The following is a 24015-nucleotide window of genomic DNA, read 5'->3' as shown; positions in this document are numbered from 1 at the left end:
GCCGTCCTGGTGCGACATGTTGTCAGTTCTCGGCGGTCTGTCAAGCGAATTCGTAGCAATTTGATATCTTCACCACGAAATCCCTTGTCCAGATGCTGTTGCTCTGTCAGAGTCGCGGCATCTCAGACACCTCATCAGGAGGTCACCTTGACGACCCGTCTGCAGAACTTCATCAACGGTGAGTTCGTGGACGCCAAGAGCGGCCGATTCTCCGACATCATCGATCCGTGCACGGGTGAGGCCTATGTCCAGGCTCCCGTCTCGGGCCCCGATGACGTCGAAGCCGCCTTCGCCGCCGCGGCCGCCGCCTTCGAGTCGTGGGGCAGGACCACCCCGGGTGAGCGGGCGAACCTGCTGCTCAAGGTGGCGGACGCGATCGACGCGCGCGCCGACGAGATCAACGAGGCCGAGTGCCTCAACACCGGCAAGCCGCGCGCCCGCATGGCCGAGGACGAGACGCCGGTCGCCGCCGACCACTTCCGCTTCTTCGCGGGCGCGGCGCGCACGCTCGAGGGCCCCACGGCCGGTGAGTTCCTCGCCGAGCACACCAGCGTCATCAGGCACGAGCCGATCGGCGTGATCGGCCAGGTCACGCCGTGGAACTACCCGATGATGATGGCGGTCTGGAAGATCGCCCCCGCGCTGGCGGCGGGCAACACGATCGTGCTCAAGCCGTCCGACACCACCCCGGTCTCCACGCTCAAGCTCGCCGAGATCCTCGGCGACGTGCTGCCGGCGGGTGTCTTCAACGTCGTCACCGGCGACCGCGAGACCGGCGCCCTGGTCGTGGGTCACCCGACCGCCGCGATGGTGGCCATCACGGGCTCGGTCGGCGCGGGCATGTCGGTCGCCAAGACCGCCGCCGACGACCTCAAGCGCGTGCACCTCGAGCTCGGCGGCAAGGCGCCGGTCGTGGTCTTCGAGGACGTCAAGGACCTGGGCAGGGCCGCCGCCGACATCGCCACCGCCGGTCTCTACAACGCCGGCCAGGACTGCACCGCGGCCTGCCGGGTGCTGGTGCACGAGAGCGTGCACGACGAGTTCGTGGCCGCGCTCACCGAGGCCGCCGCCGGCACGGTCACCGGCGACCTCGGCAACGAGGACGCCCTGTACGGGCCGCTCAACAACGCGAACCAGCTCGCCCGCGTCCAGGGCTTCATCGAGCGCGTCCCCGCCCACGCCAAGGTCCTCACCGGCGGGCAGCGCGTCGGCGACAAGGGCTACTTCTTCGCTCCCACCATCGTGGACGGCCTCAGGCAGGACGACGAGATGGTGCAGAACGAGGTCTTCGGCCCCGTGATCACCGTCCAGACGTTCACCGACGAGGCCGACGCGCTGGCCAAGGCCAACGACGTCCGGTACGGCCTCAGCGGCTCGGTCTGGACCTCCGACCACGGCCGCGCGATGCGCATGTCGAACCGGCTCGACTTCGGTGTGGTCTGGGTCAACACGCACATCCCGTTCGTATCGGAGATGCCGCACGGCGGCTTCAAGCACTCCGGGTACGGCAAGGACCTGTCGGTGTTCGGTCTGCACGACTACACCAGGGTCAAGCACGTCATGCACTACATCGGCGAATAGCTAAGGAAAAATCCTGGATATGACCGGGCTGAGTGCGATTGAGCTTGAAGACGTCGTCAAGGAGTATCTCTCGCATGGCGAGGTCGTCCAGGCGGTCAGGGGCGTGACGCTGGACATCGGCGAGGGGGAGTTCTTCTCCCTCCTCGGCCCGTCCGGCTGCGGCAAGACCACCACCATGCGGATGGTCGCGGGCTTCGAGGCGCCCACGAAGGGCGTGGTGAAGCTGCGCGGCCAGGACGTCACGAACGTCCCGCCGAACAAGCGCGACGTCAACATGGTCTTCCAGTCCTACGCGCTCTTCCCGCACATGAGCGTCTGGGACAACGTGGCGTTCGGGCTGAAGCAGCGCAGGACGCCGCAGGAGGAGATCAAGCGGCGGGTCGGCGAGATGCTGGAGATCGTCGACCTCACCGGCAGGGAGAAGCGCAGGCCGCGCGAGATGTCCGGCGGCCAGCAGCAGCGTGTGGCCCTCGCCAGGGCCCTGGTCAACCGGCCGCGCGCGCTCCTGCTGGACGAGCCGCTGGGCGCGCTCGACCTCAAGCTGCGCCAGGCCATGCAGATCGAGCTCAAGCGCATCCAGCGCGAGGTCGGCATCACGTTCGTGTACGTGACGCACGACCAGAACGAGGCGCTGACCATGAGCGACCGGATCGCGGTCATGAACGACGGCCGGGTGGAGCAGCTCGCCGGGCCGCGCGAGATCTACGAGCGGCCGGCGACGGCGTTCGTGGCCGGCTTCATCGGCACCTCCAACCTGCTCGCCGGCGCCGCGACCGGCGGCGAGATGGAGGTCGGCGGGGGCCGGGTGCTGGTGCCGGGCCACGACGGCGACGTGACCGTGACCGTCCGGCCGGAGAAGATCACCATCGACACCGGGGAACCCGAGCAGGGCCGCAGCGCCGTCCGCGGCACGGTCTCGGAGGTCGTCTACCTAGGCACCTACAACAGTTACGCGGTGAGTCTCGCCGACGGGGCCGAGATCACGGTGTTCCAGCAGAACGCGCACGACGCCACGGCCACCGCGGAGCGGGGCGACTCCGTGTGGCTGTCCTGGCAGGCGCAGCATTCGTATGTGATTGGAAGTTGATAGCACCCCATGAACCCTCGCCTTCACCTGCCTCGTCGTGAGGCGTTCAGGATCGCCGGCCTCTCCGCCGCCGGGCTCGCCCTCGCCGCCTGCGGCGTGCAGGGGCAGAAGGCGGCGCCCCCGAAGGCCGACGCGGTCGCCGACTTCTGGTCCAAGCAGACCAAGCACGGCAAGCTCGTGTTCGCCAACTGGCCGGAGTACATGCCGGAGGACAAGGGCCCGCTCGAGAAGTTCAAGTCCGACACCGGCATCGCGTACGAGTACAAAGAGGTCATCCAGGAGAACGCCGAGTTCTTCGGCAAGGCCGACCCCGTGCTGCGCGCCGGGCAGTCGCTGGGCTACGACATCGTGGTCATGACCAACGGCATCCAGCTCCAGCACATGATCGAACTCGGTTACGCGGTGCCGCTCGACCACTCCAAGCTGCCGAACTTCCAGGCCAACGCCGGGCAGAAGTACAAGGAGCGGGCGTACGACCCCGGTAACAAGTACACGATTCCCTACACCTCCGGGGTGACCGGGATCGCGTACAACACCGATCACGTCAAGGACGACATCACCAGCATCGAGTCGCTGTTCGATCCCAAGTACAAGGGGCGGGTCGGCATGATGGCCGACGCCCAGGAGATCGCGAACTTCGGCATGATCGCGCTGGGCATCGACCCCGAGAAGTCGACCGAGGCCGACTGGAAGAAGGCCGGGGAGAAGCTGAAGGCGCAGCGCGACGCCGGACTTGTGCGGAAATATTATGATCAAGGGTATATCGACGCTGTCTCCAAGGGCGACGTCTGGCTGACCATGGCCTGGTCGGGCGACGTGTTCCAGCGGCAGCTCGCCGGCGAGCCGGTCAAGTTCGTGGTGCCGGAAGAGGGCGGCACGATCTGGACCGACAACATGCTCATCCCCAAGGGCGCCGCCAACCCGGTGGACGCGCTCATGCTGATGGACTACCTCTACCAGCCGGCCGTGGCCGCCGAGCTGGATGAGTTCATCCAGTTCGTGACGCCGGTCCCCGCCGTGCAGGACCTGCTGCGGGAGAAGGCCAAGACCGCCAAGGGCGAGGACAAGAAGGCCCTCGAGGAGATGGCCGACAGCCCGCTCATGTTCCCGGGCGAGGCCGACTACGCCAAGCTGCGCAGCTACACGCCCCTGAACAACAAGCAGCAGCAGGTGTTCAACCCGATCTTCCAGTCCATCACCCAGGCGTAGCGATGAGGCGGCTCACCCCCTACCTGCTGGCGCTGCCGAGCTGGATGTGGCTGGCGATCTTCCTGGTCGTGCCCATGGTCGCCATGGCTTCGGTGTCGTTGCAGACCGGCAACGCGATCGACGGCTTCGCGATGACGTTCAGCGTCTCCAACTACAGCGACGCGCTCGGCAGGTACAGCACCCAGCTCGTCCGCTCGCTGCTCTACGGCGGGCTGGCGACGGTGGCCATGCTGCTGATCGGGTATCCGGTGGCGTACTGGATCGCCTTCAAGGGCGGCAGGCGCAAGTCCATGTACCTGTTCCTGCTGCTGCTGCCGTTCTTCGTGTCGTTCGTGCTGCGGACGATCTCGTGGAACTTCCTGCTGTCGGACAACGGCATCCTGTTCGGCACGCTGAAGGACTGGGGGCTGCTGCCGGCCGACTTCCACGTCCTGGCCACGACGTTCGCGGTGGTGGGCGGGCTGACGTACAACTTCCTGCCGTTCATGATCCTGCCGATCTACGTGGCGCTCGAACGGGTGGACCCGCGCGTGGTGGAGGCGGCCCAGGACCTGTACGCCACCCGCGCCGCGGCCTTCCGCAGGGTCGTGCTGCCGCTGTCGCTGCCCGGGGTGTTCGCCGGCGTGCTGATGACGTTCGTGCCCACCACGGCCGACCCGATCAACGCCCAGATCCTCGGCGGCACGGGCAACACGATGATCGGCAACATCATCCAGACCGAATACCTGACCAACCTCAACTACCCGACCGCCTCGGCCCTGTCGTTCACGCTCATGGCGGTGCTGCTGGTCGGGATCTTCATCTACGCGCGGGCTCTCGGGACCGAGAACGTGCTCGAGGCGGCGGCCCGATGAGAGGGATCCGGACCGGCGACCGGCTGCTGCACATCTACACGTGGATCGTCATCGTCTGGCTGTCGTCGCCGATCGCCGTGATGATCCTTTTCGGGTTCAACGACAAGAAGAGCAAGTCCAACACCACCTGGCAGGGCTTCACCCTCCGCTGGTACACCGAGCTCTTCGACATCCCCGACCTGACCGTGGCCCTGCGCAACTCCCTGGTGATCGCCCTGGTCACCACCGTGATCACGGTGGTGATCGGCACCATGCTGGGCCTGGCGCTGGGCCGGCACCGCTTCCGCGGCAAGGGGGCCACGAACTTCCTGGTCTTCGCCGCCATCTCCACGCCCGAGCTGGTCATGGGCGCGTCGCTGCTGTCGCTGTTCGTCTCCGGCAACGTGCCGCGCGACGCGAACACGATCATCGTCGCGCACGTGCTGTTCTCGCTCTCCTTCGTGGTCGTGACGGTACGGGCCCGGATCGTCACCCTGGACCCGTCGCTCGAGGAGGCGGCCAAGGACCTGGGGGCGACGGCCTGGGGGACGTTCCGCCAGGTGACGCTGCCGTCGATCATGCCCGGTGTGATGGCGGGGGCGATGCTGTCGTTCGCGCTGTCCGTGGACGACTACGTGGTCACCAGCTTCGTCAACGGCTCGACCGTCACGTTCCCGCTGTGGATCGTCGGCGCGGTGAAGACCGGCATCCCACCGCAGGTCAACGTCATGGGTACGCTGATCTTCGGCATCGGGGTGCTGATCGCGATCGCCAACGCGGTCGCGGCGCGGCGCCGTACCTGAAAGCATGCATCCGGCTTCCCCTCCGCACACCCGCGGAGGGGTTCGGTCTCTTACGGCAAAGAACAGGGAGGCGAGATCGGATTCCGGCGGGGGGAACCCGCGCGTGATCACCTCATGGGGTCCCGCAATTCGATGACGAACACTTTGACTCTCGTAGGGAAGTGGGATTTGTGGATCCGCTGAAGGCGCTGGCTGACGCGGAGCGCAAGCCGTACTGGCTGGACAGCCCGGCCAGACCCGAGCCGCGACCGCGGCTCTTCGGACATACCACCGCCGACCTGGCCGTGGTCGGTGGAGGCTTCTCGGGGCTGTGGACGGCCCTGATGGCCAAGGAACGTGACCCTTCGCTGGACGTCGTCCTGCTCGAGGGCCGCAGGATCGGCTGGGCGGCCACCGGCCGCAACGGCGGGTTCTGCATGGCGACCCTCACCCACGGCCTGGCCAACGGGCTGGAGCGGTGGCCGGAGGAGATCGACCGGCTCGAACGCATGGGGGTCGAGAACCTCGACGAGATCGAGCGCACACTGGAGCGCTACGGCGTCGACTGCTCGTTCGAGCGCACCGGCGAACTGCACGTCGCCACCGAGCCGTGGCAGCTCGAAGGGCTGAACGAGCACCTCGACCTGATCGCCGACCTCGGGCTCGACTACCTGCCGCTGGACCAGGAGCAGGTGCGGGCCGAGGTGAACTCGCCCACCTACCTGGGCGGGCTCTGGGAGCGCAGCGGCTGCGCCATGGTCGACCCGGCGCGGCTGGCCTGGGGGCTGCGGGAGGCGTGCCTGCGGGCCGGCGTACGCGTCCACGAGCGCAGCCCGGTCCGCTCGATGGACGACGACGGCACGACGCTGACCCTGCGCACCCCGCACGGCACGGTCGGCGCGCGCCAGGTGGCGCTGGGCACCGGCGTGTTCCCGCCGCTGCTGCGGCGGCTCAGGCACTTCGTCGTCCCCGTGTACGACTACGTGCTCATGACGGAGCCGCTCACGCCGGCGCAGCTCGACGAGGTGGGCTGGCGCAACCGGCAGGGCGTGGGCGACTCCGGCAACCAGTTCCACTACTACCGGCTGAGCGACGACAACCGGATCCTGTGGGGCGGCTACGACGCCGTCTACTACAACGGGGGCCTGGTCAAGCCGGAGTACGACCAGCGCGACGAGACGTTCGTCAAGCTCGCGGAGCACTTCTACGACACGTTCCCGCAGCTCGACGGGGTGCGGTTCACCCACAGGTGGGGTGGCGTGATCGACACCTGCAGCCGGTTCAGCGCCTTCTACGGCCAGGCGCACGGCGGGCGGCTCGTCTATGCCACCGGCTACACCGGCATGGGCGTCGGGGCCACCAGGTTCGGCGCGAACGTCATGTTGGACCTGCTGTCGGGCGAGCCGACCGAGCGGACCGAGCTGCGGATGGTGAAGGAGAAGCCGGTCCCCTTTCCTCCCGAGCCGGTGCGCTCCGGGGTGATCCAGGTCACCCGCTGGTCGATCGCCCAGGCCGACCAGCACCAGGGCAAGCGCAACCTGTGGCTGCGGGTGCTCGACCGGATGGGACTGGGGTTCGATTCTTAGCGCACACTTGGGCGTATGAGAGTTGAGTTCGTCGTGGACGGCCTCACGCTGGCCGGGGACCTGCGGGTGCCCTCCGGTGTGGGGCCGTGGCCGGGGCTGGTGTTCACGGGGCCGTTCACCGGGGTGCGCGACCAGGTCACCGGGCTCTACGCGGCCCGCCTCGCGGAGCGCGGATACGTCACGCTGGCCTTCGACCACCGCAACTGGGGCGAGTCGGACGGCCTGCCGCGGCGGCACGAGGACCCGCAGGGCAAGCTGCACGACCTGCGGGCGGCGGTGTCGTTCCTGCGCTCGCGGCCCGAGGTGGAGCCGTCGCGGATCGGGGCGGTCGGGGTCTGTCTCGGCGGCGGATACGCGCTGCGGTTCGCGGCCTTCGACCCTCGGGTACGGGCGTTCGCGGGGATCGCGGGGGCCTACAACAACCCCTACGCGATGCGCTCCGCCATGGACTACCAGGCCGCGCTGGGCTCCTTCGCCGAGGTGCTGGAGCGGCAGGACCTGGGCGGCCCGGTCGAATACCTGCCCGCCGTGGCCGCGTCGGGCGAGGCCGCGATGCCGGGCGACGAGCCGCTGACCTACTACGGCAGCGAGCGCGGGGCCTCGCCGCACTGGTCGAACGAGGTGACCAGGGCGAGTGTGCGGGAGCTGATCACGATGGACAACATGATGGGCGCGGACTTCCTGTCGCCGAAACCGGCGTTGATCGTGCACGGCGTCGTCGACCGGTTCTGCCCGCCCGAAGGGGCCGAGGAGGCGTTCAAGCGGCTCGACCAGCCGAAGCGGATCGTCTGGGTGGACGCCAAGCAGCACATCGACCTCTACGACCGTGAGCCGTACGTCACGCAGGCCGTCGACGCCACCGCGGACTTCCTGGGCGAGCATCTCTGAGGCAAGGGTCTGGCCAGGAAAGCGCAGGGCGTGATGGGGCCGGTGGCCGGGCTGGGCAGGATGCGTACGACCCCCGATGAGATCTCGGGGGTTGGGGCGTGCGTGCGAAGTGGACGGCCTGGGTGGCGGGCCTGGCTCTGGTGGTGCCGGGGTGCGGGACCGAGCGGGTGCCGGTGGTGCCGGTCGCGGTGAAGGCGCCGGTGAAGGTGGCGCGGTGCGTACTGAAATTTCCGGATTTGCGCGGCGGTAGAGCCGCCCGCGCCCGCCTCGAACGCGACATCGCCCGCTACGTGGGCGGCCGGCCTGGGCGGATCGTCTACGGCGCGCTGGACCTGGTGACCGGGGTGTCGCTGGGGCGGGGCGAGCACGAGCACGACATGATCACCGCCAGTGGCGCCAAGGTGGACATCCTCGCCGCCCTGCTGCTCGGCCGGGACGGCCGGCTCGGCGAGGGGGAGCGCGACCTGGCGGAACGCATGATCAGGGAGAGCGACAACAGCGCGGCCGACCGTCTGTGGTCGCGGGTCGGGGGCGGCGGCGCCATGAGCGCCTTCTACCGGCGGATCGGGCTGCGCGAGACCACGCCGGGGCCGAGCATTTACTGGGGCGGCACCAGCACCAGCCCCGCTGACCGCATTCGTCTGCTGAAGGTGCTGGTCACCGGGGGGAAGGGGCTGAGCCGCGCCGACCGGGCACTGGTGCTCGGGCTGATGGGGCGGGTGCAGAAGGACCAGGCGTGGGGGGTCAGCGCGGCCGCCAGGCCGGGGGACCGGGTGGCGCTCAAGAACGGGTGGACGCCCCGGCCGTTCATCCAGCACACGTGGGCGGTGACCAGCTACGGGCGGGTGGTGGGGCCGGGGCGGGACCTGCTGCTGTCGGTCCAGACGGACCGGCAGCCGGGGGAGGGGACGGGCATCCAGACCATCGAGGGCATCGCGCGGATGATCGGCACGCGCCTGGACACGTTGTCCCCGACCACCACCCGCCCCTGCCCGACGAACCCCATCGCCTGACACCTTCCGAGGGTCAGGTGACGGCGCCCGTGGTGCCGTCGACCGTGACGATCTGGCCCGTGACGATGCGGTCGGTGGCGTGGGGGACGCCGACCACGGCCGGGATGCCGTACTCGCGGGCCACCACCGCTCCGTGCGAGTTCGGGCCGCCCATCTCCATGACCAGCCCGCCCGCCGTCAGGAACAGCGGTGTCCAGCCGGGGTCGGTGGACGGGCAGACCAGGATCTCGCCCGGCTCCAGCCGCGCCCCGACCGGGTCGAGCACCACCCTGGCCACCCCCGTGACCTGCCCCGGCGAGGCGGGTGAGCCGGTCAGCGCGCCCTCGGCGACCTCTCCCGATGCCACCGCTTCCGGCTCCGTGCCGTCCGACAGCAGCACCCTGGGCAGGTGCCGCCGCCTCAGCTCCCGCTCGTGGAGCTCGCGCCGCCTGGCGACCGTCTCCCGCAGGTCCCGGCCCGCCTTGGCCTCCGCCAGCGTCACGAAGAACACGTCCTCGGCCGCCGCCAGCAGCCCGCGCCCGGCCAGCTCCCGGCCGACGTCCAGCAGTTGCGCCCGCAGTTCGGCGAACACGCGCACGATGATGAACTTCGGCAGCTCCCGCACCCCGATCAGCTCCCTGGCCCGGCCCAGCGCGAAGCGCACCAGCCCGCGGCGCGGGCCGCCGACCCGGCCCGCCAGGTCCTCGATCATGGCCTCGGCCTCGGCGGCGCCCTTGGCGAAGAGCGCGTCGGGGGCCAGGGCGGGGTCCTCGAGACGCAGGTAGTTCGCGATCATGCCGATGACGTGGGTCGGGTCCTCCGACCAGCGGGGCAGCCCGAGGTCGATCTCGGCGACGGCGCGGTGGCCGTACAGGTCGAGGAACTCGCGCACCTCGGCCGGGAGCGGCTCGCGGGCCAGCACCTCGGGCGGCTCGCTCAGGAAGCGCGCGGCCACCTCGGGCTCGCGCCGCAGCCGCTGCGCCAGCGCCCACAGGGCCAGGTCCATCTCGGTGGTCACGTTGCGCGGTACGCCGCGCAGCACGATCTGCAGCTCGTCGGCGCTCGCCCGCCCCTTGAGCAGCCTCGACGCGAGCAGCAGCATGGGGACGGCGCCCATCGCCACGGGGAAGACCCGCGGCGCCAGCGGCACGATGTGCTTGATCAGCGCCGTGGCCACGTGGTCCACCCGCTCGGTCAGGCTCGCGCCCGCCGGCGGGGCGAGCGCGGCCACGTGCCGGTCGGCGTAGCGGCGCAGACGGCGTTCGGCCCCGGCGGGGTCGGCCAGCGCGTGCGCCAGCGTGATCGGGACCCGGTGACGCACCATGATCCGGGCCAGCCGCCCGATCAGCGGCCGCCACGACGTCGTGGTGAGGCTCAGCCTGGGGTCGTCGAACATGCCGCGCAGGATCCGCGCGGACCTGGCCTCCATGAAGTCGAACACGCGCGGCACGATCGTGCGCCCGGCCCGGCTCCGCAGCACGCCCGTGACGTCGATGAACAGCCGCCCGCCCGCCTCGGCGAAGTTCGGCGCGCCGGCCAGCGGCGCGGCCACCGGGGAGCCGAACAGCTCAGCCACGCCGGACGACATGGCCCGCGCCGCCGCCAGGCCCATCGGCGTGAACGGCCGGAAGACGCCCTGGGCCACGCTGAAGCAGAAGTAGACCCGCAGCCCGTCGTGCCGCTCGCCCGGCACCGGGAACAGCGTGGTGATCGGCCTGGCCTGGGTGAGCCAGAGCCGGCCGGAGGCGTCGAAGGCCCACTCGGTGTCCTGCGGGGCGCCGTAGAGGTCCTCGACCCTGGCGCCGAGCGCGGCCAGCTCGGCGAGCTGGGCGTCGGTCAGGCAGGGCTCGCTCATCGCCGTGGTGACGTGCTCGACGCCGCCGCCGGGCAGGGAGCGCACGGCGTGGCGCTTGTCGCCGAGCCGCCGTTCGAGCACCTTGCCGGTCTCCGGGTCCACGGTGAAGTGGTCGGGGTTGACCGCGCCCGACACCACGGCCTCGCCCAGCCCCGGCGCGGCGTCGATGACGGCCTGCCGGCGCCGGCCGGTGACCGGGTTCGCGGTGAACAGCACGCCGGCCGTGGCCGACTGCACCATCTCCTGGACGACGACCGCCAGGCGCACCGAGCCGTGGTCGATGCCGTTGGACTCGCGGTAGGCCACCGCGCGGTCGGTCCAGAGCGAGGCCCAGCAGTGGCGTACGGCGTCGAGCACCGCCTCGGGACCCACCACGTTGAGGTAGGTGTCCTGCTGGCCGACGAAGCTGGCGTACGGCAGGTCCTCGGCGGTGGCCGACGACCGCACCGCGACGGGCCCCGCGGGCAGGGCCTCGACCACGGCGCGGGCGATGTCGTCCGGGATCGGCACGCTGAGAATGTGCTTGCGGGCCATCTCGGGGTCGGACACGTCGCCGAGGTCGGCCGCGATCCTGCGGTACGCCTCCGTGGTGACGCAGAATCCCGGCGGGACCGGCAGCCCCGCCCTGGTGAGCACGCCGAGATTGGCCGCCTTTCCGCCGACCTCGGCGAGCATCGAACCGTCGATTTCAGCAAATTTCAGGATCACATCCATGACCGCCTCCTGAACCCGACGGTAAATCTCAACGCCGTTGAAGTCAACACGAAGTGAATTAAGTCATGCCGTTACGCGTGCGCCTTCGCCAGCACCTCCTCCGGGATGACCTTCGGCACGCCGCGCAGCCCCACCAGAGCCAGCACCGCCACCCCGGCCAGCAGGCCCGCCGTGACGTACGAGGTCAGGTGCACTCCTTCGAGGAAGGCCGCGTGCGCCGCCCGTACGAGCTGGTCCGCCTGGCCGGCGGGCAGCGTCGTGGCCGCGTGCATGGCGCCGGCCAGCGACTCCCGCGCGGCCTCGCCGGCCAGTCCGGCGGGCAGCTCCAGATTGGCCCGGTACGCGCTGGTCAGCACCGTGCCCAGGATCGCGATGCCGAGCGCGCCGCCCAGCTCGAACGCCGTCTCCGACACCGCGGCCGCCGCCCCGGCCCGCTGCGCCGGCGCGGTCGCCAGCACGTTGTCGTTGTTGACCGTGAAGGCGAGCCCGACGCCGGCACCGCCGATGATCATGGCGGGGAGCATGCTGAGATAGTTCAGCTCGGTGCCGAGCGTCGTGTAGTAGAGGAACGAGGCGGCGTTCATGGCCAGGCCCAGCGCGACCACGCCGTTCCTGCCGAGGCGGGGGATCAGCTTGGCGGCCAGCACGCCGCCCACCGCGCCGCTCAGGCCACCGGGCAACTGGGCCAGCCCCGACTGTAGCGGCGACCAGCCGAGCACGAGCTGCAGATACCAGGCGAACATCAGCATCATCGCCGACATCGCGAAGATCGCCAGCAGGTTCGTCAGGATGGACGCGGTGAACGCTCTGCGCGCGAAGAGCCGTACGTCGATCAGCGGCTCGGCCAGCCGCGTCTGCCGCCACACGAACAGCCCCAGGAGCAGCGCCCCGGCCACGCCCGCCGCCAGGACGTCGGCGTGCTCCAGCCCCTTGTGCGCGGCCTCCTTGATCGCGTAGATGACGGTCACGATTCCCACGAAGGACAGGCCCGCGCTGACCAGGTCGATCCGGCCCGCGTGCGGGTTGCGCGACTCGGGCAGCACCAGCATGCCGCCGACCAGCACCAGCGCCATGATCGGCACGTTGATCAGGAAGACCGAGCCCCACCAGAAGTGGTCGAGCAGCAGGCCGCCCACGACCGGCCCGATCGCGAAGCCGGCGGCGCTCATCCCGCTCCAGACGCCGACCGCCACGGTGCGCTCGCCGGGTTCGGTGAACACGTTGCGCACGATCGACAGGGTGGACGGCATGATCGTGGCCCCGGCCACGCCCAGCAGCGCCCGGGCCGCGATCAGCAGCTCGGGGTTGGGCGCGTACGCGGTGATCACGGAGGCGGCGCCGAACGCGGCCGCCCCGATCAGGAGCAGGCGCTTGCGGCCGATGCGGTCACCCAGGTTGCCCATGGTGACGAGCAGGCCGGCCAGCGCGAACCCGTAGATGTCGCCGATCCAGAGCAACTGGGTGGAGCTCGCGCCGAGGTCGCCCACCAGTCCGGGCAGGGCCAGGTGCAGAACGGTGAGGTCGAGGGAGAGCAGCAGGGTGGCCAGGCAGGCGATGGCCAGACAGGACCATTTGTTCTTCATGCCACCCAGTGTCGGGAATGCGGCTGACGGCGGGCCTACCGCTCGCTGACCATCCGGTCGATCTCCGTCAGCGCGGCGTCGATGCGCTGACGCGTCTCCTCGGTGCTGTACCAGTCGGCCGGGCACACCTCCCGCGCCTGGACGAGCAGGGCACGCGCCTCGTCGAGGTCGCCCCGCGACCGCGCCACCTCACCCAGACCCAGGTACGCCCACGACAGGATCTCTATCGAGCCGTTCCGGCGCGACACCTCGGCGGCCAGCGCGTAGTCCTCCCAAGCCCCGGCCCCGTCGGACAGGGCGACCAGGGCGTCACCCCGCCGGCACAGCCCTTCGGCGATCTCCGTCTTCGCGTCCAGCTCCCTGGCGAGCGTGAGCGCCTCGTCGGCCAGCGCGTGGGCGGCGCGGTGGTCGCCGTGCAGATGGCGCAGCGCACCCAGCCCGGACAACACCAGCACGGCGCCCCACCGCTCGCCGATGCTCCGGAAGGCGATCAGGCTCCGGGCGAAGTGGTCCTGCGCCTCGTCCATGCGCCCGAGGACCTGGAACACGAACGCCGCGCCGGCCAGGGACAGCGCCCCCTGCCAGGGCGGGAGGCCGGGCGCCAGCTCCATGATCGCGGCAAGGGCGTGCTCGAAATCAGCGGGCGGCCCCGTGAGCATCGACAGCAGCATCATGAGGAAGTCGAGCCGGACCGGCAGATAGCGCCAGCCCAGCACGTCTCGCACCTCGGCCAGCCGCGCGCGCAGGTCGTCGTCGACCCCGACCCAGGAGGCGATGAGCACGCACATGGCGTATTCCTCCTCCATGCCGGGCAGGCGGTCGTCGCCCATCGCGGCCAGCAGACCGGCCGCCAGACCGGCGCTCGCGACGCGATGCCCCCGCATCCACCAGTAGCAGGCGCTGTTCGCCACCAGCCGCAGGCCCAGCTCCAGCCGGCCGGTCTCGACGGCCCAGCGCGTGGCCGCGGTGAGATCGCCGCTCTCCTCGTCCAGCCGGGCCAGCCACTCCAACTGCTCGGCGGTACGCAGCCGCGGGTCGGCCTCGAGCACCAGATCGAGCTCGTACGCGGCGTGCGCCCCCCGGACCTCCTCGCCCTCGCCCGACTCCGCCAGCCGCTCCGCGCAGAACGCCCTGATCGTCTCGAGCATCCGGAAACGCCCGTCCGCGAACTCCACCAGCGACTTCTCCGCCAGCGAGAACAGCACCTCCTCGGGCAGCCCGCACACCCGCTCGGCCGCCTCGGGCCGCGCCCCGTTCACGAACACGCTCAGCCTGGCGGCCAGCCGCTGCTCGTCGTCGTCCAGCAGGTCCCAGCTCCACGCCACGACCGCGCGCAGCGTCTGGTGCCGGGGCAGCGCCGTACGGCTGCCACGCGTCAGCAGCCGGAACCGGTCGTCCAGCCGCGCCGCGACATCGGGCACCGACAGCGTACGCAGCCGCGCCGCCGCCAGCTCGATGGCCAGCGGCAGCCCGTCGAGCGCCCGGCAGATCCGCACCACCTCGGCGGCGTTGCCCGCGTCCACGGCGAAGCCCGGCCGGACGGCGGCGGCGCGTTCGGCGAACAGCCGCACGGCCGGGTAGTCCATCGGGTCGCCCGCCTCCGGCGGCGGCAGCCGCAGCGGCGCCACGGGCAGGATCGACTCGCCGGTGATGCCGAGGGCCTCGCGCCCGGTCGCCAGCACGCGCAGCCCCGGGCAGGCGGCCAGCAGGTGGTCGGTCAGCTCGGCGGTGGCCGCGACGAGGTGCTCGCAGTTGTCGAGGACCAGCAGCAGCCTGCGTTCGGCGAGCGCGGTGACCAGCCTGGTCAGCGGGGCGAGGGCGGACCGGTCGGCGGAGATCAGGGCGTCGCGGATGTCGAGCGCGGCCAGCACGGCCTGCGGCACACCCGCGCCCTCCGTGACCGGCGCGAGCGGCACGAAGCACACGTCGCCCGGCGCCTGCCCGGCCGCCTCGATGGCCAGCCGCGTCTTGCCGGCCCCGCCCGGGCCGATCAGCGTGACGAGCCTGCTGTCCCGCAACCGGTCGCCCACCTGCGCGAGCTCCTCCGCCCGGCCCACGAAGGTGGTGAGCTGGGCCCGCAGCCCCTGCCGCGACCGCTGCTCGGCGGCGGCGGGGGCGCCGAGCGCCGGGTCGGCCCTGAGCACGGACAGGTGCGCGGCGGCCAGCTCGGCGCCCGGTTCGACGCCCAGCTCCTCGTCCAGCAGCTTCCTGGCCTCGTCGTAGACGGCCAGCGCCTCCGCCTGCCTGCCGCTGCCGTAGAGCGCGCGCATGAGCTGGGCGCGCGGCCTTTCGCGCAGCGGGTGGGCGGTGGTGAGCTGGCTCAGCTCGGCCACCAGCTCGCGGTGGCGCCCCAGGTCGAGGTCCGCCTGCACGCGCTCTTCCGTGGCGGTCAGCCGCAGCTCCTCCAGCGCGGCCCTGGCGGCCTCGGCGTGCGGGGCGTCGGAGAGCGGCGTGCCCCGCCACAGCTCCAGCGCCGCACGCAGCAGCGCGGCGGCCCGCTCCGGGTCGCCGCCGGCCAGCGCCTGCCGGCCGGCCTGGGCCAGCGACTCGAACCTGCGCGCGTCCACGTCCTCCGGGTCGGCGACCAGGCGGTAGCCGGCCGGGTGGAACTCCACCCGGTCCCTGCCCAGCGCCCGGCGCAGCCTGGACACCTGCGACTGCAGCGCGTTGGCGACGCCGTCCGGGGGGTCGGCGCCGTACAGGCCGTGCACGAGCTGCTCCGCGCCGACGATGCGGCCGGCGTGCAGGGCGAGCAGCGTCAGCAGGGCGCGCACACGCGGACCGCCGAGCGGGATCGGCTCGCCGTCCTCGCCCAGCACGTCGGTCGGGCCGAGGATCTGGAAGCGCATGTCTCGATTATCGCGGCAACATGGCGGTGATCTCCGGATATGTGGGTAGATCTGGTGCCGGTTCGCCCCGGATCGCGAGCAGCGCCGCGAGCGCCCCCTGCAGTGAGGCCCGGTAGAGCAGCGACCCGGTGCTGACCCGGGCCACACCGGCCGCGGCGAGATCCGCCAGCGTGGGGCCGCCCGGCTGGTACAGCACGTTGAGCGGCAGCGGCGTGCTCGCGGCCACCCGGGCGATCTCGTCCAGGTCGCTCAGCCCGGGTACGAAGATCCCGTCGGCGTGGCCGTAGGCGCTCACCCGCTCCATCGTGTCGCCGGTACGCAGCCAGCACGTGTCCGTACGGGCGTTGACGAACACGCCGTGGCCCTTGGCGGCCTCGACAACGCGCTGGTGCAGCCCGATCGGCCGCAGCGTGCCGTCGGGGCGGCCGTCCTCCAGGTTGACGCCCGCGACGCCGAGCGTGGCCAGGCCCGCCACCAGGTCGGACACCTCGGCGGGGTCGTCGCTGAACCCGCCCTCGATGTCCACGGTGACCAGGACGTCCAGGTCCTTGAGCGCCTCGGCCAGCTCGATGGTCTCGGCCTTGGTGGCGCCGGCCGCGTCGGGCCTGCCGTACACGGCGGCCACGCCGAGGCTGGTCGTGCCGATCGCCGGGAAGCCCTGGGCGGCCAGGGCGGCGGCGGAGCCGTAGTCCCACGCGTTCGGCAGCAGCAGCGGGTCGCCGGGGCGGTGCAGGTCGTGGAAGCTCATGACAGCAGTCCTTCCAGCACGCCGGCGGCGAGCGCGAGGGCGTGGGCGGGCGCGGGGCAGGGGCGGACGCCGTGCCCGAAGGTCAGGTGCGCGGACGGGCCGCGGGTGAGGTCGAAGCGCTCGGGATGGTCGAAGACGGCGGGATCGCGGTTGGCGCTCACCAGGTCGATCGTCACCTCGTCGCCGGTCCGGGTGTCGAGCCGGCGGGTGGCCTGGAGCGGCGGGTCCTGCCTGAGCGTCTCGTGCAGGAGCGCGTCGATGTCGTCGCCGGGTTCGGCGTGCCGGAGCGCGGCCTCGATCAGGCCCTCCACGGCGGCGTGGCCCTGCAGCAGCAGGGTGATCGCGGGCAGGTCGGCCAGGTCGAGCAGCTCGGCGACGGCGGCGTCGGCTTCGGGGCTCTCCTCACCCGACAGGTAGCCGGCCGCGGCGGCGGGCACGGCGGTGGTGTCCTTCACGCCGAGCGCGGCTCCGAGCACCTCTGTGGGCACGCCTCGCCAGGCGCCGTCCCGGTCCTTCGTCCTGGCCCTGGCCTCGGTGCGCAGGCCGGCGGGGTCCAGCGTGGCCAGCCGCTCGGTCAGCAGGCGGCACCGTGCTGCGTGCGGCTCGCCGGTGCTGAACCGCGACACCTGGGCGCGCAGCCAGGCCAGGGTCCCCTCGGCGCCGTCCTGGCGTACGGGAGGCGGCACGTACCTGGTGTCGGCGAGCACCGCCTCGGCTTCTGCATGACGTGTGATGAGCATGGCTTCACGCTAGGACAGGGTCCTTTCGGCGGCGGTCGAAGTATGTCAGGCGGCGAGTTGTTCCGGCCGCTCCGCCTCGGCCTGGTCGGCCGGGGTCACCGCGGCCCGGACGACCGGCCGTGCCACGAACGCGGCCAGCGCCATGACCGTGAGCAGCGCCATGTCGGCCAGCACCACACCGCGCTCGAGGAGCCCGTAGTAGGCCGCGCCGTCGATCAGCGGCGAGGTGATGGAGGCCGGGTGGGCCGCCAGGTAGATCGCCAGCGTCAGCGCCGACAGCACGCTCATGGCCTTGACCGCGTTCCACCGGGGCGCCGTCTCCCGGCGCCTGGCCAGGGTCCAGCCGGCGACCGGCAGCGCGGTGAACACCACGGCCGCGGACCAGCGGTGGATCTCGCCGGAGAGCGTGCCGATCTGCGACGTGCCGGGGTCGGTGGGGAAGATCGCGCTCATCATGAGCCCGGCCGCTCCCGCCAGCAGCAGCACCCTGGTGGCCGCGGTGCGCGACGGGTCGCCGGCCGCGAGACCGTACGCGAGACTCAGGCACGCCCCCGCGAGTGCCAGCATCCCGACCAGCACGGGCACCAGCCCGCCCGAGACCAGCGCGTAGTCGCTGAGCAGCGGCTGCGTGGGCAACGCGACCTGCGCGTACGCCAGCGCGACCACGGACACCACCGTGCCGATCACGGTGCCCCAGACGCTTTGCCGAGGGGTCATCGAGCCACCTCATCGTAGATCCGCTCGAACCGGGCGAGGGAGAACTGGTCGTCGTGGGTGAGCGCCAGCTCCCGGCTGGTCCTGCCGAGCCTGGCGCGGAGCTCGTCGTCGGTGAGGACGGTCGTCAGGTGCCTGGCCAGCGCGGCCACGTCACCCGTCTGGAACAGGTAGCCGTTGCCGGACACCAGGTGCGGCAGCGCCATCGCGTCGGCGGCGACCACCGGCAGCCCCGAGGCCATGGCCTCCAGCGTGGCGATGCTCTGCAGCTCGGCGATGCCCGGCATGGCGAACACGTCGGCGGTGGCGAACGCCTGGGGCATGTTCTCGTCGGGGACGAAGCCGAGGAAGAAGACCCGCTCGCCCACGCCGATGCGCCTGGCCAGCCGGTCCAGCTCGTGCCGCTGGTTGCCCTTGCCGACGAACGCCACCTGCGCGTCGGTGTCGTTGAGGATGATCGGCAGCGCGCGGACGACCTGGTCCAGGCACTTCTCCTCGTCCAGGCGGCCGACGAACAGGATCGTGGGCCGGTCGGGCAGGTCGAACCTCTTGCGCGCCCACGCCTTGGGCTCGGCGTGCGGGTGGAACCTGGTCAGGTCGATGCCGCAGGAGACCGCCTCCACCTCGAGGTCGAGGCCCTGGTCGGCCAGGAGCTTGGCGGCCAGCGGCGTCGGGGTGGTGATGTGGTCGGCCCGCCTGAAGATCCGGCTGAAGTCGCGCCAGGCGAGCTTGCCGGCCCTGGTCCGCAGCCGCTCGGGGATGTGACCGAACTGGAAGAGGTTGTCGGGCATGAAGTGGTTGGTGGCCACGATCGGCACCCCCGCGCGGCGGGCGGCGGCCATGGCGGCCCGGCCGACCACGAAGTGGCCCTGGGTGTGCAGCACGTCGGGGGCGATGCTCGCCACCAGCCGGTCCAGCCGGGTCGGCACGGTGACGCGCATGGTCGGGTGGACCAGCAGCGGCGCCGAGCGCAGCCGGTGCACGACCACGCCGTCGACCACGTCGGCGCTGGCCGGTCCCGCCTCGGACTGGCAGACCACGTGCACCTCGTTGCCGCGCGCGGCAAGGCCCGTGGCCAGGCGGTGGGTGAAGTAGGCGGCCCCGTTCACATCAGGGGGATAGGTATCGGATGAGATCAGGACGCGCCGTGGCCGCTCGGGAACGGGGACGGGGGCGGCGGCGACATCCGGGACGGTGTGCAGGGGCATGGCCATGAGGGGAACTCCGATTTCACTGTGGCTTGGGGAGAGCCGGGAACAAGGGACAGATGAGGGGAGGTCAATGGGCCTCCAGCGGGCTGGTCCGGGCCAGGGCCACGGTGCCCGCGGCGGTCAGCAGCGCCGCGGCGATCGGCAGGATGCCGGTCGGCAGCGGCTCGCCCAGCAGCAGCGCGCCGAACGCCACCGCGGTCAGCGGGTCGGCGATCTGCAGCGAGGCGAAGGAGACGCCGAAGTGGCCGACGGCGTAGGCCCGCTGGAGCATCATCAGCGCCAGCAGGGCGGGGATCGGCAGCGCCAGCAGGTACCACCAGTTCCAGGCGCCGTCCACCAGCACCCGCATGAGGGTCGCGGTGGCGCCGTACAGCACGCCGGAACTGGTCGCCAGCAGCGCGGCCCGGCCCGCGGGCGAGGCCGCCCTCGAGCCGGCCCACAGCAGCAGTGCCGCGACGCCGGCCACCCCGAGCAGCATGAGCACGCCGTCGGGGGCGAGATGGGTAGGGCCGTCGGACTCGGGGACCAGCAGCACCAGGCCGATGAGCCCGGCCGCCACCACCCCCGCCGCCGCCAGCTCCTTGCGCGAGGGCCGCCGGCCGTGCAGCGCGGCGGCGAGGGGCAGCGCGAAGAGCAGGCTCGCCACCCCCATCGGCTGGACGATGGTCAGCGGGCCCAGCCCGAGCGCGACGATGTGCAGGCCACCACCCGCCAGAATGGACGCGCCGCCGAGCAGCCAGCGTGGCCTGCGCAGCAGCGCGAGCAGCCCCGGCTTGGCGGTGTCGACCGCCTCGAACTGCTGCAGGGCGGCTCCGAGCGCGAAGAACAGCGAACCGACCAGCGCTATTACCGCGGCCAGTACAGTCATTTCGCACTCCTTTCAGACGGATGGTTGCCAGGTAGGGTCAAACGGACGTGTCCGCGGGAAGTCGTTCCGGGGAAACCTGGATGGCGCGTCGCTTCCTGACCCAGCGCACGATCTCGACGACGGCCGTGATCGACAGCGCGATGCCCAGGCCGAGCAGCAGACCCTTGATCGGGTCGTTCTCGAAGGCCATCCCACCGAAGAAGCCGATCAGCCCCGAGTAGATCGCCCACGAGACGGCGGCGATCGAGTCGAAGAAGGTGAAGGAGCGCAGCGGATGCCGCACCGCTCCCATGGTCAGCGTGGTCGCGGTACGCCCACCCGGGATGTACCTGGCCACGACGAGGACGAGCCCGCCCCGCTCCGCCAGGGCGCCGCGCGCCCAGACGAACGCCTTCTTGCCACGCAACCTGCCCGCCGACCTGTTGCCGATCAGGTAGGAGATGTGGTCACCCGCGAACGCTCCGAGTGCCGCGACGACGATGACCAGCCCCAGGTTCGTCTCCCCGGACGCGGCGAACACCCCGGCGGTGATCACCGACGTCTCGGCGGGAACGATCGGGAAGAACCCGTCGAGCAGCGCCAGGCCGAACAGCGCCACGTACAGCCATGGTGAGGACATGACCTGTTCGATCATGTCGAGAATGGCGTGCGACATCAGCGTGTACTCCGATCTTTAGGGCACCCACACAGCGTCTCGGTGCGGGAGGTCCGGGAACATCGGGGATGCCCCGGGTCGAACGCGGTCCTTTCCCCTAGAAGGGTCAGGGCCGGTACCCCATGAAGGTAGAAACTCCGCAGGTCACGGCACATCGGACGATCGGCACGCGCTACCCCCTACTTTCGTCGGGGGCACCGCTGCGACCTCCGGGTGACGCATACGATCAAACCGGTTTCCACGGGCGGAATCAGGAGTGGAGGTAGGCGCTTTCGTGGTGGGGCTAGCCCTACCGTGGCGGTGGGCCGCTCTCCACCCTGACTTTCGTCAGGGGCGCCACCCGACTTCGGACGGGACCCTCGGCCGGACCCGGCCGATAACGTCGGTGCGGTGAAGCACCTGCGCCGCCTCCGCCGGGACAGCCGCCGACAGGTGGTCTACGACCTGCTGCTCTGGGCCGTCCTCGGCGTCTTCATCGCCGCCATGGGGCCCGACCCGGTCCAGGACCCGGCGGCGTTCGCGACCGTGACCCTGCCCAAGATCGGCCTGGCCGCCCTGGCGGTGCTCGTCGGCCGGCCGTACCCGCTGGCGGCTCTGGTGCTGCTCCTGCCGCTCGGGCCGTGGCAGTTCCGCGACGGGTTCGCGACCGTGGACCTGAGCTGGCTGGTGCCCAGGCGGAACGTGAAGATCGTCCCGCTGACGGCCACGTCGCCGTTCATCATCTGGTACGCGTACCTGACCGGGCGGCGCACGGCCAGGGTGTGGCCCGCGCTGGTGGCGTTCTGCCTGGTCAGCCTCGTCGGGGTGGTCGTGGTGCTGGCCGCGGGCGGTGACCTGGCCCTGTGGGTGTCCATGGGCACCGGGCTGGCGGCCACCTACCTGGTGCCGTACCTGCTCGGGCTGCTGCGGCGCAGGCTGCTGTTGCAGCGGCGGCAGGCCAGGCTGTCGGCCGACGAGCAGGCCAGGCTGCGCGAGCGGGCCAGGATCGCGCGCGAGATGCACGACTCGCTCGGCCACGACCTGGCCCTGATCGCGGTCAGGGCTGCGGGGCTGGAGCTGGCTCCCGGGCTCGCTCCCGCGCAGGTCCACGCCGCGGGGGAGCTGCGGGTCGCGGCGGCGGACGCCACGGAGCGGCTGCGCCAGATCATCGGGTTGCTGCGCGAGGACGCCGACGCCGCGCCGCTCGCCCCCGTGGACGAGGACGTGGCCGAGTTGGTCCGGCGGGCCGCCGACTCGGGCATGCCGGTCACCCTGGACCTGGCCCCGGGCCCGGTGCCGGGGCTGGCCCACGCCGTGGTCCAGGAAGGGCTCACGAACGCCGCCAAGCACGCCCCCGGGGCCGCCGTCGAGGTCACGATCGGGCCGGACCGGATCCGCGTACGCAACGGGCCCCCGCGCTCCCGCTCCACCGCGCGCCGCGGCGGGACAGGGCTGGCCGGCCTGCGCGAGCGCGTACGGCTGGCCGGCGGCACCCTGTCGGCCGGCCCGTCGGGCGGCGGGTTCGAGCTGGCCGTGACCATCCCCCGCGAGGGGGAGGAGGATCCCCACCGCTCGGGAGGCGACCGGCACCCCGGCACGCGACGCTCGGAGCATGACTGAGCGCAGAGCCGGGATAGGCCGGCTGACCGCCGCGATCGTCGCGATCGCGGCCATGCTGCCCTACCTGACGCTGAAGGTCCTCTGGCTGACCGGCGGCTCCGCCGGCGTCACGGATCCGGCGCTGATGAGCGACCCGGCGATGGTCGGGCTGAACGCGATGACCTTCGGCATGGACGCCGTGGGCCTGCTGCTCGCGCTGGCCTTCACCATGCGGTGGGGCCTGCGGCTGCCGGCCTGGCTCGTGCTGCTGCCGCTGTGGGTGGGCACGGGGCTGCTGTCGGTGGTGGCCGTCTCGGCGCCGATCGTCGTGGCGGTCGCCGGGCTGGAGGTGTTCGGCGGCGGGGTCATCGAGCCGTGGGTCTACCTGATGGTCTACGGCGGGTTCATCGGGCAGGGCATCGGCCTGATGACGGCCTTCGCGCTCTACTCCCGCGACCGCTGGCCGGCCGTCTTCACCACGCCGGCCGGGCTGGCCTTCCCGAGCCCGACCCGGTCGTTCCAGCGGGTCGTGGCCTGGGGCGCGCTGCCGGTGGCCACGGCGGTCGGCGGCGTGCGGCTCTCACGGGTGTTCGGCGCGGAGGCCGTCTCGGGCGTGCAGGAGGGCTTCAGGGGGCTGCTCGCGATCGCCGGGGCCGCCGCGCTCGTCGCGCTGGTCGGCCGGCTGGGGCGCGGCCCGTTCTGGCGCCCGCTGGTGGTCGCCTGGCTGGGCTCCGGCTCTCTGTTCGGGTGGGGGCTCTACGCGAGCGTCGTCATGTCCGTGGGCGGGCCGCTCACCACGGGGGCCGGCACGGCCGGCCTGGTGGAGCTGTTCGGCATGCTGACCGGGCTGGTCATGGGGATGTGCGGGGCGTTCCTGCTGACCGAGCGGTCAGGTGTGCGAGACGTGCAGCCGGTGCAGGAGCCGCTTGAAGGCGATGACCGAGAACGTGATCGCCGTGCCGCTGATCACGGCCACCGCTGAGGTCCGCAGCAGCATGAACGTGCCCAGCGAGCCGGCCAGCGACTCGTAGACCGCGAGGAAGATGCTCAGCGTCGAGTTCATCAGCAGCACGAACGCCCACAGCAGCGTGATCCTGGCGAAGAACCGGCGCACCCGCTCGTGCTTGAGCACCGCCGACGGCAGGTGGATGTAGTCGAGCGTGAGCTTCTGCACCAGCGGCTTGTTCAGCCGGACGGAGGCGAGGAAGGCCATGCTGATGCAGATCGTGCCCATCTCGGGCTGGATGAAGAACCACATCCAGTGGCCGGTCCAGAAGGCCACGATGGCCCTGATGGTGATGGCGAACGCGGCCAGGTACATCGTCGCCGGCACCTTGATCCGTCTGACCAGCCGCCACGCCACACCGAGATAGACCCAGGCCACGGTCAGGGCGAGCGCCCACTTGAAGCCGAGGACGACCATGGCGAGATAGAAGACCGCCAGGGGCGCGACCACGGCTTCGAGCAACCTGGGGGTCGCCTGCCGGGCGAGCGCGGTGAGGCGGGGAAGGGTGACCGGGGAGTGGTTCAAGGCTGCTCCGC

Annotated in this window: 20 protein-coding genes; 10 read left to right on the top strand and 10 right to left on the bottom strand. The window is 71.4% G+C overall.

Annotated elements, in window-relative coordinates:
- Positions 1–147 precede the first annotated feature (147 nt).
- The 8 genes from AB0I15_RS02465 to AB0I15_RS02430 all read left to right on the top strand — a co-directional run bounded on the left by AB0I15_RS02465 (position 148) and on the right by AB0I15_RS02430 (position 8979).
- On the top strand, positions 148–1581 hold the full coding sequence (locus AB0I15_RS02465; RefSeq protein WP_358088903.1) for a gamma-aminobutyraldehyde dehydrogenase: 1434 nt from the start codon (positions 148–150) through the stop codon (positions 1579–1581).
- A 19-nt stretch (positions 1582–1600) separates the two neighbouring features.
- Complete coding sequence (locus tag AB0I15_RS02460; RefSeq protein WP_358088900.1) at positions 1601–2668, top strand: ABC transporter ATP-binding protein; 1068 nt, start codon at positions 1601–1603, stop codon at positions 2666–2668.
- Positions 2669–2677: 9 nt separating this feature from the next.
- Positions 2678–3877: a spermidine/putrescine ABC transporter substrate-binding protein gene (locus tag AB0I15_RS02455; RefSeq protein ID WP_358088897.1), complete on the top strand. Its 1200-nt coding sequence runs from the start codon at positions 2678–2680 to the stop codon at positions 3875–3877.
- A gap of 2 nt (positions 3878–3879) precedes the next feature.
- Positions 3880–4731, top strand: a complete 852-nt coding sequence (locus AB0I15_RS02450) for an ABC transporter permease (RefSeq protein WP_358088894.1) — start codon at positions 3880–3882, stop codon at positions 4729–4731.
- On the top strand, positions 4728–5513 hold the full coding sequence (locus AB0I15_RS02445; protein WP_358088891.1) for an ABC transporter permease: 786 nt from the start codon (positions 4728–4730) through the stop codon (positions 5511–5513). The genes AB0I15_RS02450 and AB0I15_RS02445 overlap by 4 nt, the downstream gene beginning before the upstream one ends.
- Positions 5514–5683: 170 nt before the next feature.
- Positions 5684–7078, top strand: coding sequence for an FAD-dependent oxidoreductase (locus AB0I15_RS02440; protein ID WP_358088888.1), 1395 nt, complete (start codon positions 5684–5686; stop codon positions 7076–7078).
- A 15-nt stretch (positions 7079–7093) separates the two neighbouring features.
- Positions 7094–7966 carry an alpha/beta hydrolase gene (locus AB0I15_RS02435; protein WP_358088885.1) on the top strand — a complete coding sequence of 291 codons (873 nt, stop codon included), beginning with the start codon at positions 7094–7096 and terminating at the stop codon, positions 7964–7966.
- A 98-nt stretch (positions 7967–8064) separates the two neighbouring features.
- Positions 8065–8979, top strand: coding sequence for a serine hydrolase (locus AB0I15_RS02430; RefSeq protein ID WP_358088882.1), 915 nt, complete (start codon positions 8065–8067; stop codon positions 8977–8979).
- A 13-nt stretch (positions 8980–8992) separates the two neighbouring features.
- On the opposite strand, the gene AB0I15_RS02425 is transcribed toward AB0I15_RS02430, so the two are convergent.
- The 9 genes from AB0I15_RS02425 to AB0I15_RS02385 all read right to left on the bottom strand — a co-directional run bounded on the left by AB0I15_RS02425 (position 8993) and on the right by AB0I15_RS02385 (position 20895).
- Positions 8993–11527 (bottom strand): PEP/pyruvate-binding domain-containing protein, encoded by a 2535-nt coding sequence (locus AB0I15_RS02425; protein WP_358088879.1) that lies wholly within the window; start codon positions 11525–11527, stop codon positions 8993–8995.
- Between the two features lie 71 nt (positions 11528–11598).
- Positions 11599–13110, bottom strand: coding sequence for a DHA2 family efflux MFS transporter permease subunit (locus tag AB0I15_RS02420; protein ID WP_358088876.1), 1512 nt, complete (start codon positions 13108–13110; stop codon positions 11599–11601).
- A gap of 35 nt (positions 13111–13145) precedes the next feature.
- A complete protein-coding gene (locus tag AB0I15_RS02415; protein WP_358088873.1) occupies positions 13146–15959 on the bottom strand; it encodes a BTAD domain-containing putative transcriptional regulator in 2814 nt (937 codons plus the stop codon).
- A gap of 7 nt (positions 15960–15966) precedes the next feature.
- Complete coding sequence (locus tag AB0I15_RS02410) at positions 15967–16707, bottom strand: isocitrate lyase/phosphoenolpyruvate mutase family protein (protein ID WP_358088870.1); 741 nt, start codon at positions 16705–16707, stop codon at positions 15967–15969.
- Positions 16704–17447: a hypothetical protein gene (locus AB0I15_RS02405; protein ID WP_358088867.1), complete on the bottom strand. Its 744-nt coding sequence runs from the start codon at positions 17445–17447 to the stop codon at positions 16704–16706. The genes AB0I15_RS02410 and AB0I15_RS02405 overlap by 4 nt, the downstream gene beginning before the upstream one ends.
- A 45-nt stretch (positions 17448–17492) precedes the next feature.
- Positions 17493–18164, bottom strand: coding sequence for a DUF998 domain-containing protein (locus tag AB0I15_RS02400; protein ID WP_358088864.1), 672 nt, complete (start codon positions 18162–18164; stop codon positions 17493–17495).
- Positions 18161–19369 (bottom strand): glycosyltransferase, encoded by a 1209-nt coding sequence (locus AB0I15_RS02395; protein WP_358088861.1) that lies wholly within the window; start codon positions 19367–19369, stop codon positions 18161–18163. The genes AB0I15_RS02400 and AB0I15_RS02395 overlap by 4 nt, the downstream gene beginning before the upstream one ends.
- A gap of 70 nt (positions 19370–19439) precedes the next feature.
- Positions 19440–20240: a DMT family transporter gene (locus AB0I15_RS02390; RefSeq protein ID WP_358088858.1), complete on the bottom strand. Its 801-nt coding sequence runs from the start codon at positions 20238–20240 to the stop codon at positions 19440–19442.
- Between the two features lie 37 nt (positions 20241–20277).
- On the bottom strand, positions 20278–20895 hold the full coding sequence (locus AB0I15_RS02385) for a DedA family protein (RefSeq protein ID WP_358088855.1): 618 nt from the start codon (positions 20893–20895) through the stop codon (positions 20278–20280).
- Positions 20896–21285: 390 nt separating this feature from the next.
- Between AB0I15_RS02385 and AB0I15_RS02380 the strand changes: the two genes are divergently transcribed.
- Entirely contained in the window at positions 21286–22494 is a 1209-nt protein-coding gene (locus AB0I15_RS02380) for a histidine kinase (protein WP_358088852.1), read from the top strand.
- Positions 22487–23455 (top strand): hypothetical protein, encoded by a 969-nt coding sequence (locus tag AB0I15_RS02375; RefSeq protein WP_358088849.1) that lies wholly within the window; start codon positions 22487–22489, stop codon positions 23453–23455. The genes AB0I15_RS02380 and AB0I15_RS02375 overlap by 8 nt, the downstream gene beginning before the upstream one ends.
- Here AB0I15_RS02375 and AB0I15_RS02370 read toward each other — a convergent pair.
- Positions 23363–24004: a VC0807 family protein gene (locus AB0I15_RS02370; protein ID WP_358088846.1), complete on the bottom strand. Its 642-nt coding sequence runs from the start codon at positions 24002–24004 to the stop codon at positions 23363–23365. The two genes, AB0I15_RS02375 and AB0I15_RS02370, sit on opposite strands and share 93 nt — an antisense overlap.
- Positions 24005–24015 lie beyond the last annotated feature (11 nt).

This window comes from Nonomuraea sp. NPDC050643 (genome assembly GCF_040654715.1).
In the GTDB taxonomy this organism is placed as follows: domain Bacteria; phylum Actinomycetota; class Actinomycetes; order Streptosporangiales; family Streptosporangiaceae; genus Nonomuraea.
Note: the sequence above shows the minus strand (reverse complement) of the source record. Positions and strands in the feature narration are given on the sequence as shown.

Coding starts and splice junctions, on each gene's coding strand:
- AB0I15_RS02420 (WP_358088876.1), bottom strand. CDS start 13,110: ATGAAGAACAAATGGTCCTGTCTGGCCATCGCCTGCCTGGCCACCCTG.
- AB0I15_RS02375 (WP_358088849.1), top strand. CDS start 22,487: ATGACTGAGCGCAGAGCCGGGATAGGCCGGCTGACCGCCGCGATCGTC.
- AB0I15_RS02395 (WP_358088861.1), bottom strand. CDS start 19,369: ATGCCCCTGCACACCGTCCCGGATGTCGCCGCCGCCCCCGTCCCCGTT.
- AB0I15_RS02435 (WP_358088885.1), top strand. CDS start 7,094: ATGAGAGTTGAGTTCGTCGTGGACGGCCTCACGCTGGCCGGGGACCTG.
- AB0I15_RS02405 (WP_358088867.1), bottom strand. CDS start 17,447: ATGCTCATCACACGTCATGCAGAAGCCGAGGCGGTGCTCGCCGACACC.
- AB0I15_RS02390 (WP_358088858.1), bottom strand. CDS start 20,240: ATGACTGTACTGGCCGCGGTAATAGCGCTGGTCGGTTCGCTGTTCTTC.
- AB0I15_RS02400 (WP_358088864.1), bottom strand. CDS start 18,164: ATGACCCCTCGGCAAAGCGTCTGGGGCACCGTGATCGGCACGGTGGTG.
- AB0I15_RS02410 (WP_358088870.1), bottom strand. CDS start 16,707: ATGAGCTTCCACGACCTGCACCGCCCCGGCGACCCGCTGCTGCTGCCG.
- AB0I15_RS02455 (WP_358088897.1), top strand. CDS start 2,678: ATGAACCCTCGCCTTCACCTGCCTCGTCGTGAGGCGTTCAGGATCGCC.
- AB0I15_RS02425 (WP_358088879.1), bottom strand. CDS start 11,527: ATGGATGTGATCCTGAAATTTGCTGAAATCGACGGTTCGATGCTCGCC.
- AB0I15_RS02450 (WP_358088894.1), top strand. CDS start 3,880: ATGAGGCGGCTCACCCCCTACCTGCTGGCGCTGCCGAGCTGGATGTGG.
- AB0I15_RS02445 (WP_358088891.1), top strand. CDS start 4,728: ATGAGAGGGATCCGGACCGGCGACCGGCTGCTGCACATCTACACGTGG.
- AB0I15_RS02385 (WP_358088855.1), bottom strand. CDS start 20,895: ATGTCGCACGCCATTCTCGACATGATCGAACAGGTCATGTCCTCACCA.
- AB0I15_RS02415 (WP_358088873.1), bottom strand. CDS start 15,959: ATGCGCTTCCAGATCCTCGGCCCGACCGACGTGCTGGGCGAGGACGGC.
- AB0I15_RS02460 (WP_358088900.1), top strand. CDS start 1,601: ATGACCGGGCTGAGTGCGATTGAGCTTGAAGACGTCGTCAAGGAGTAT.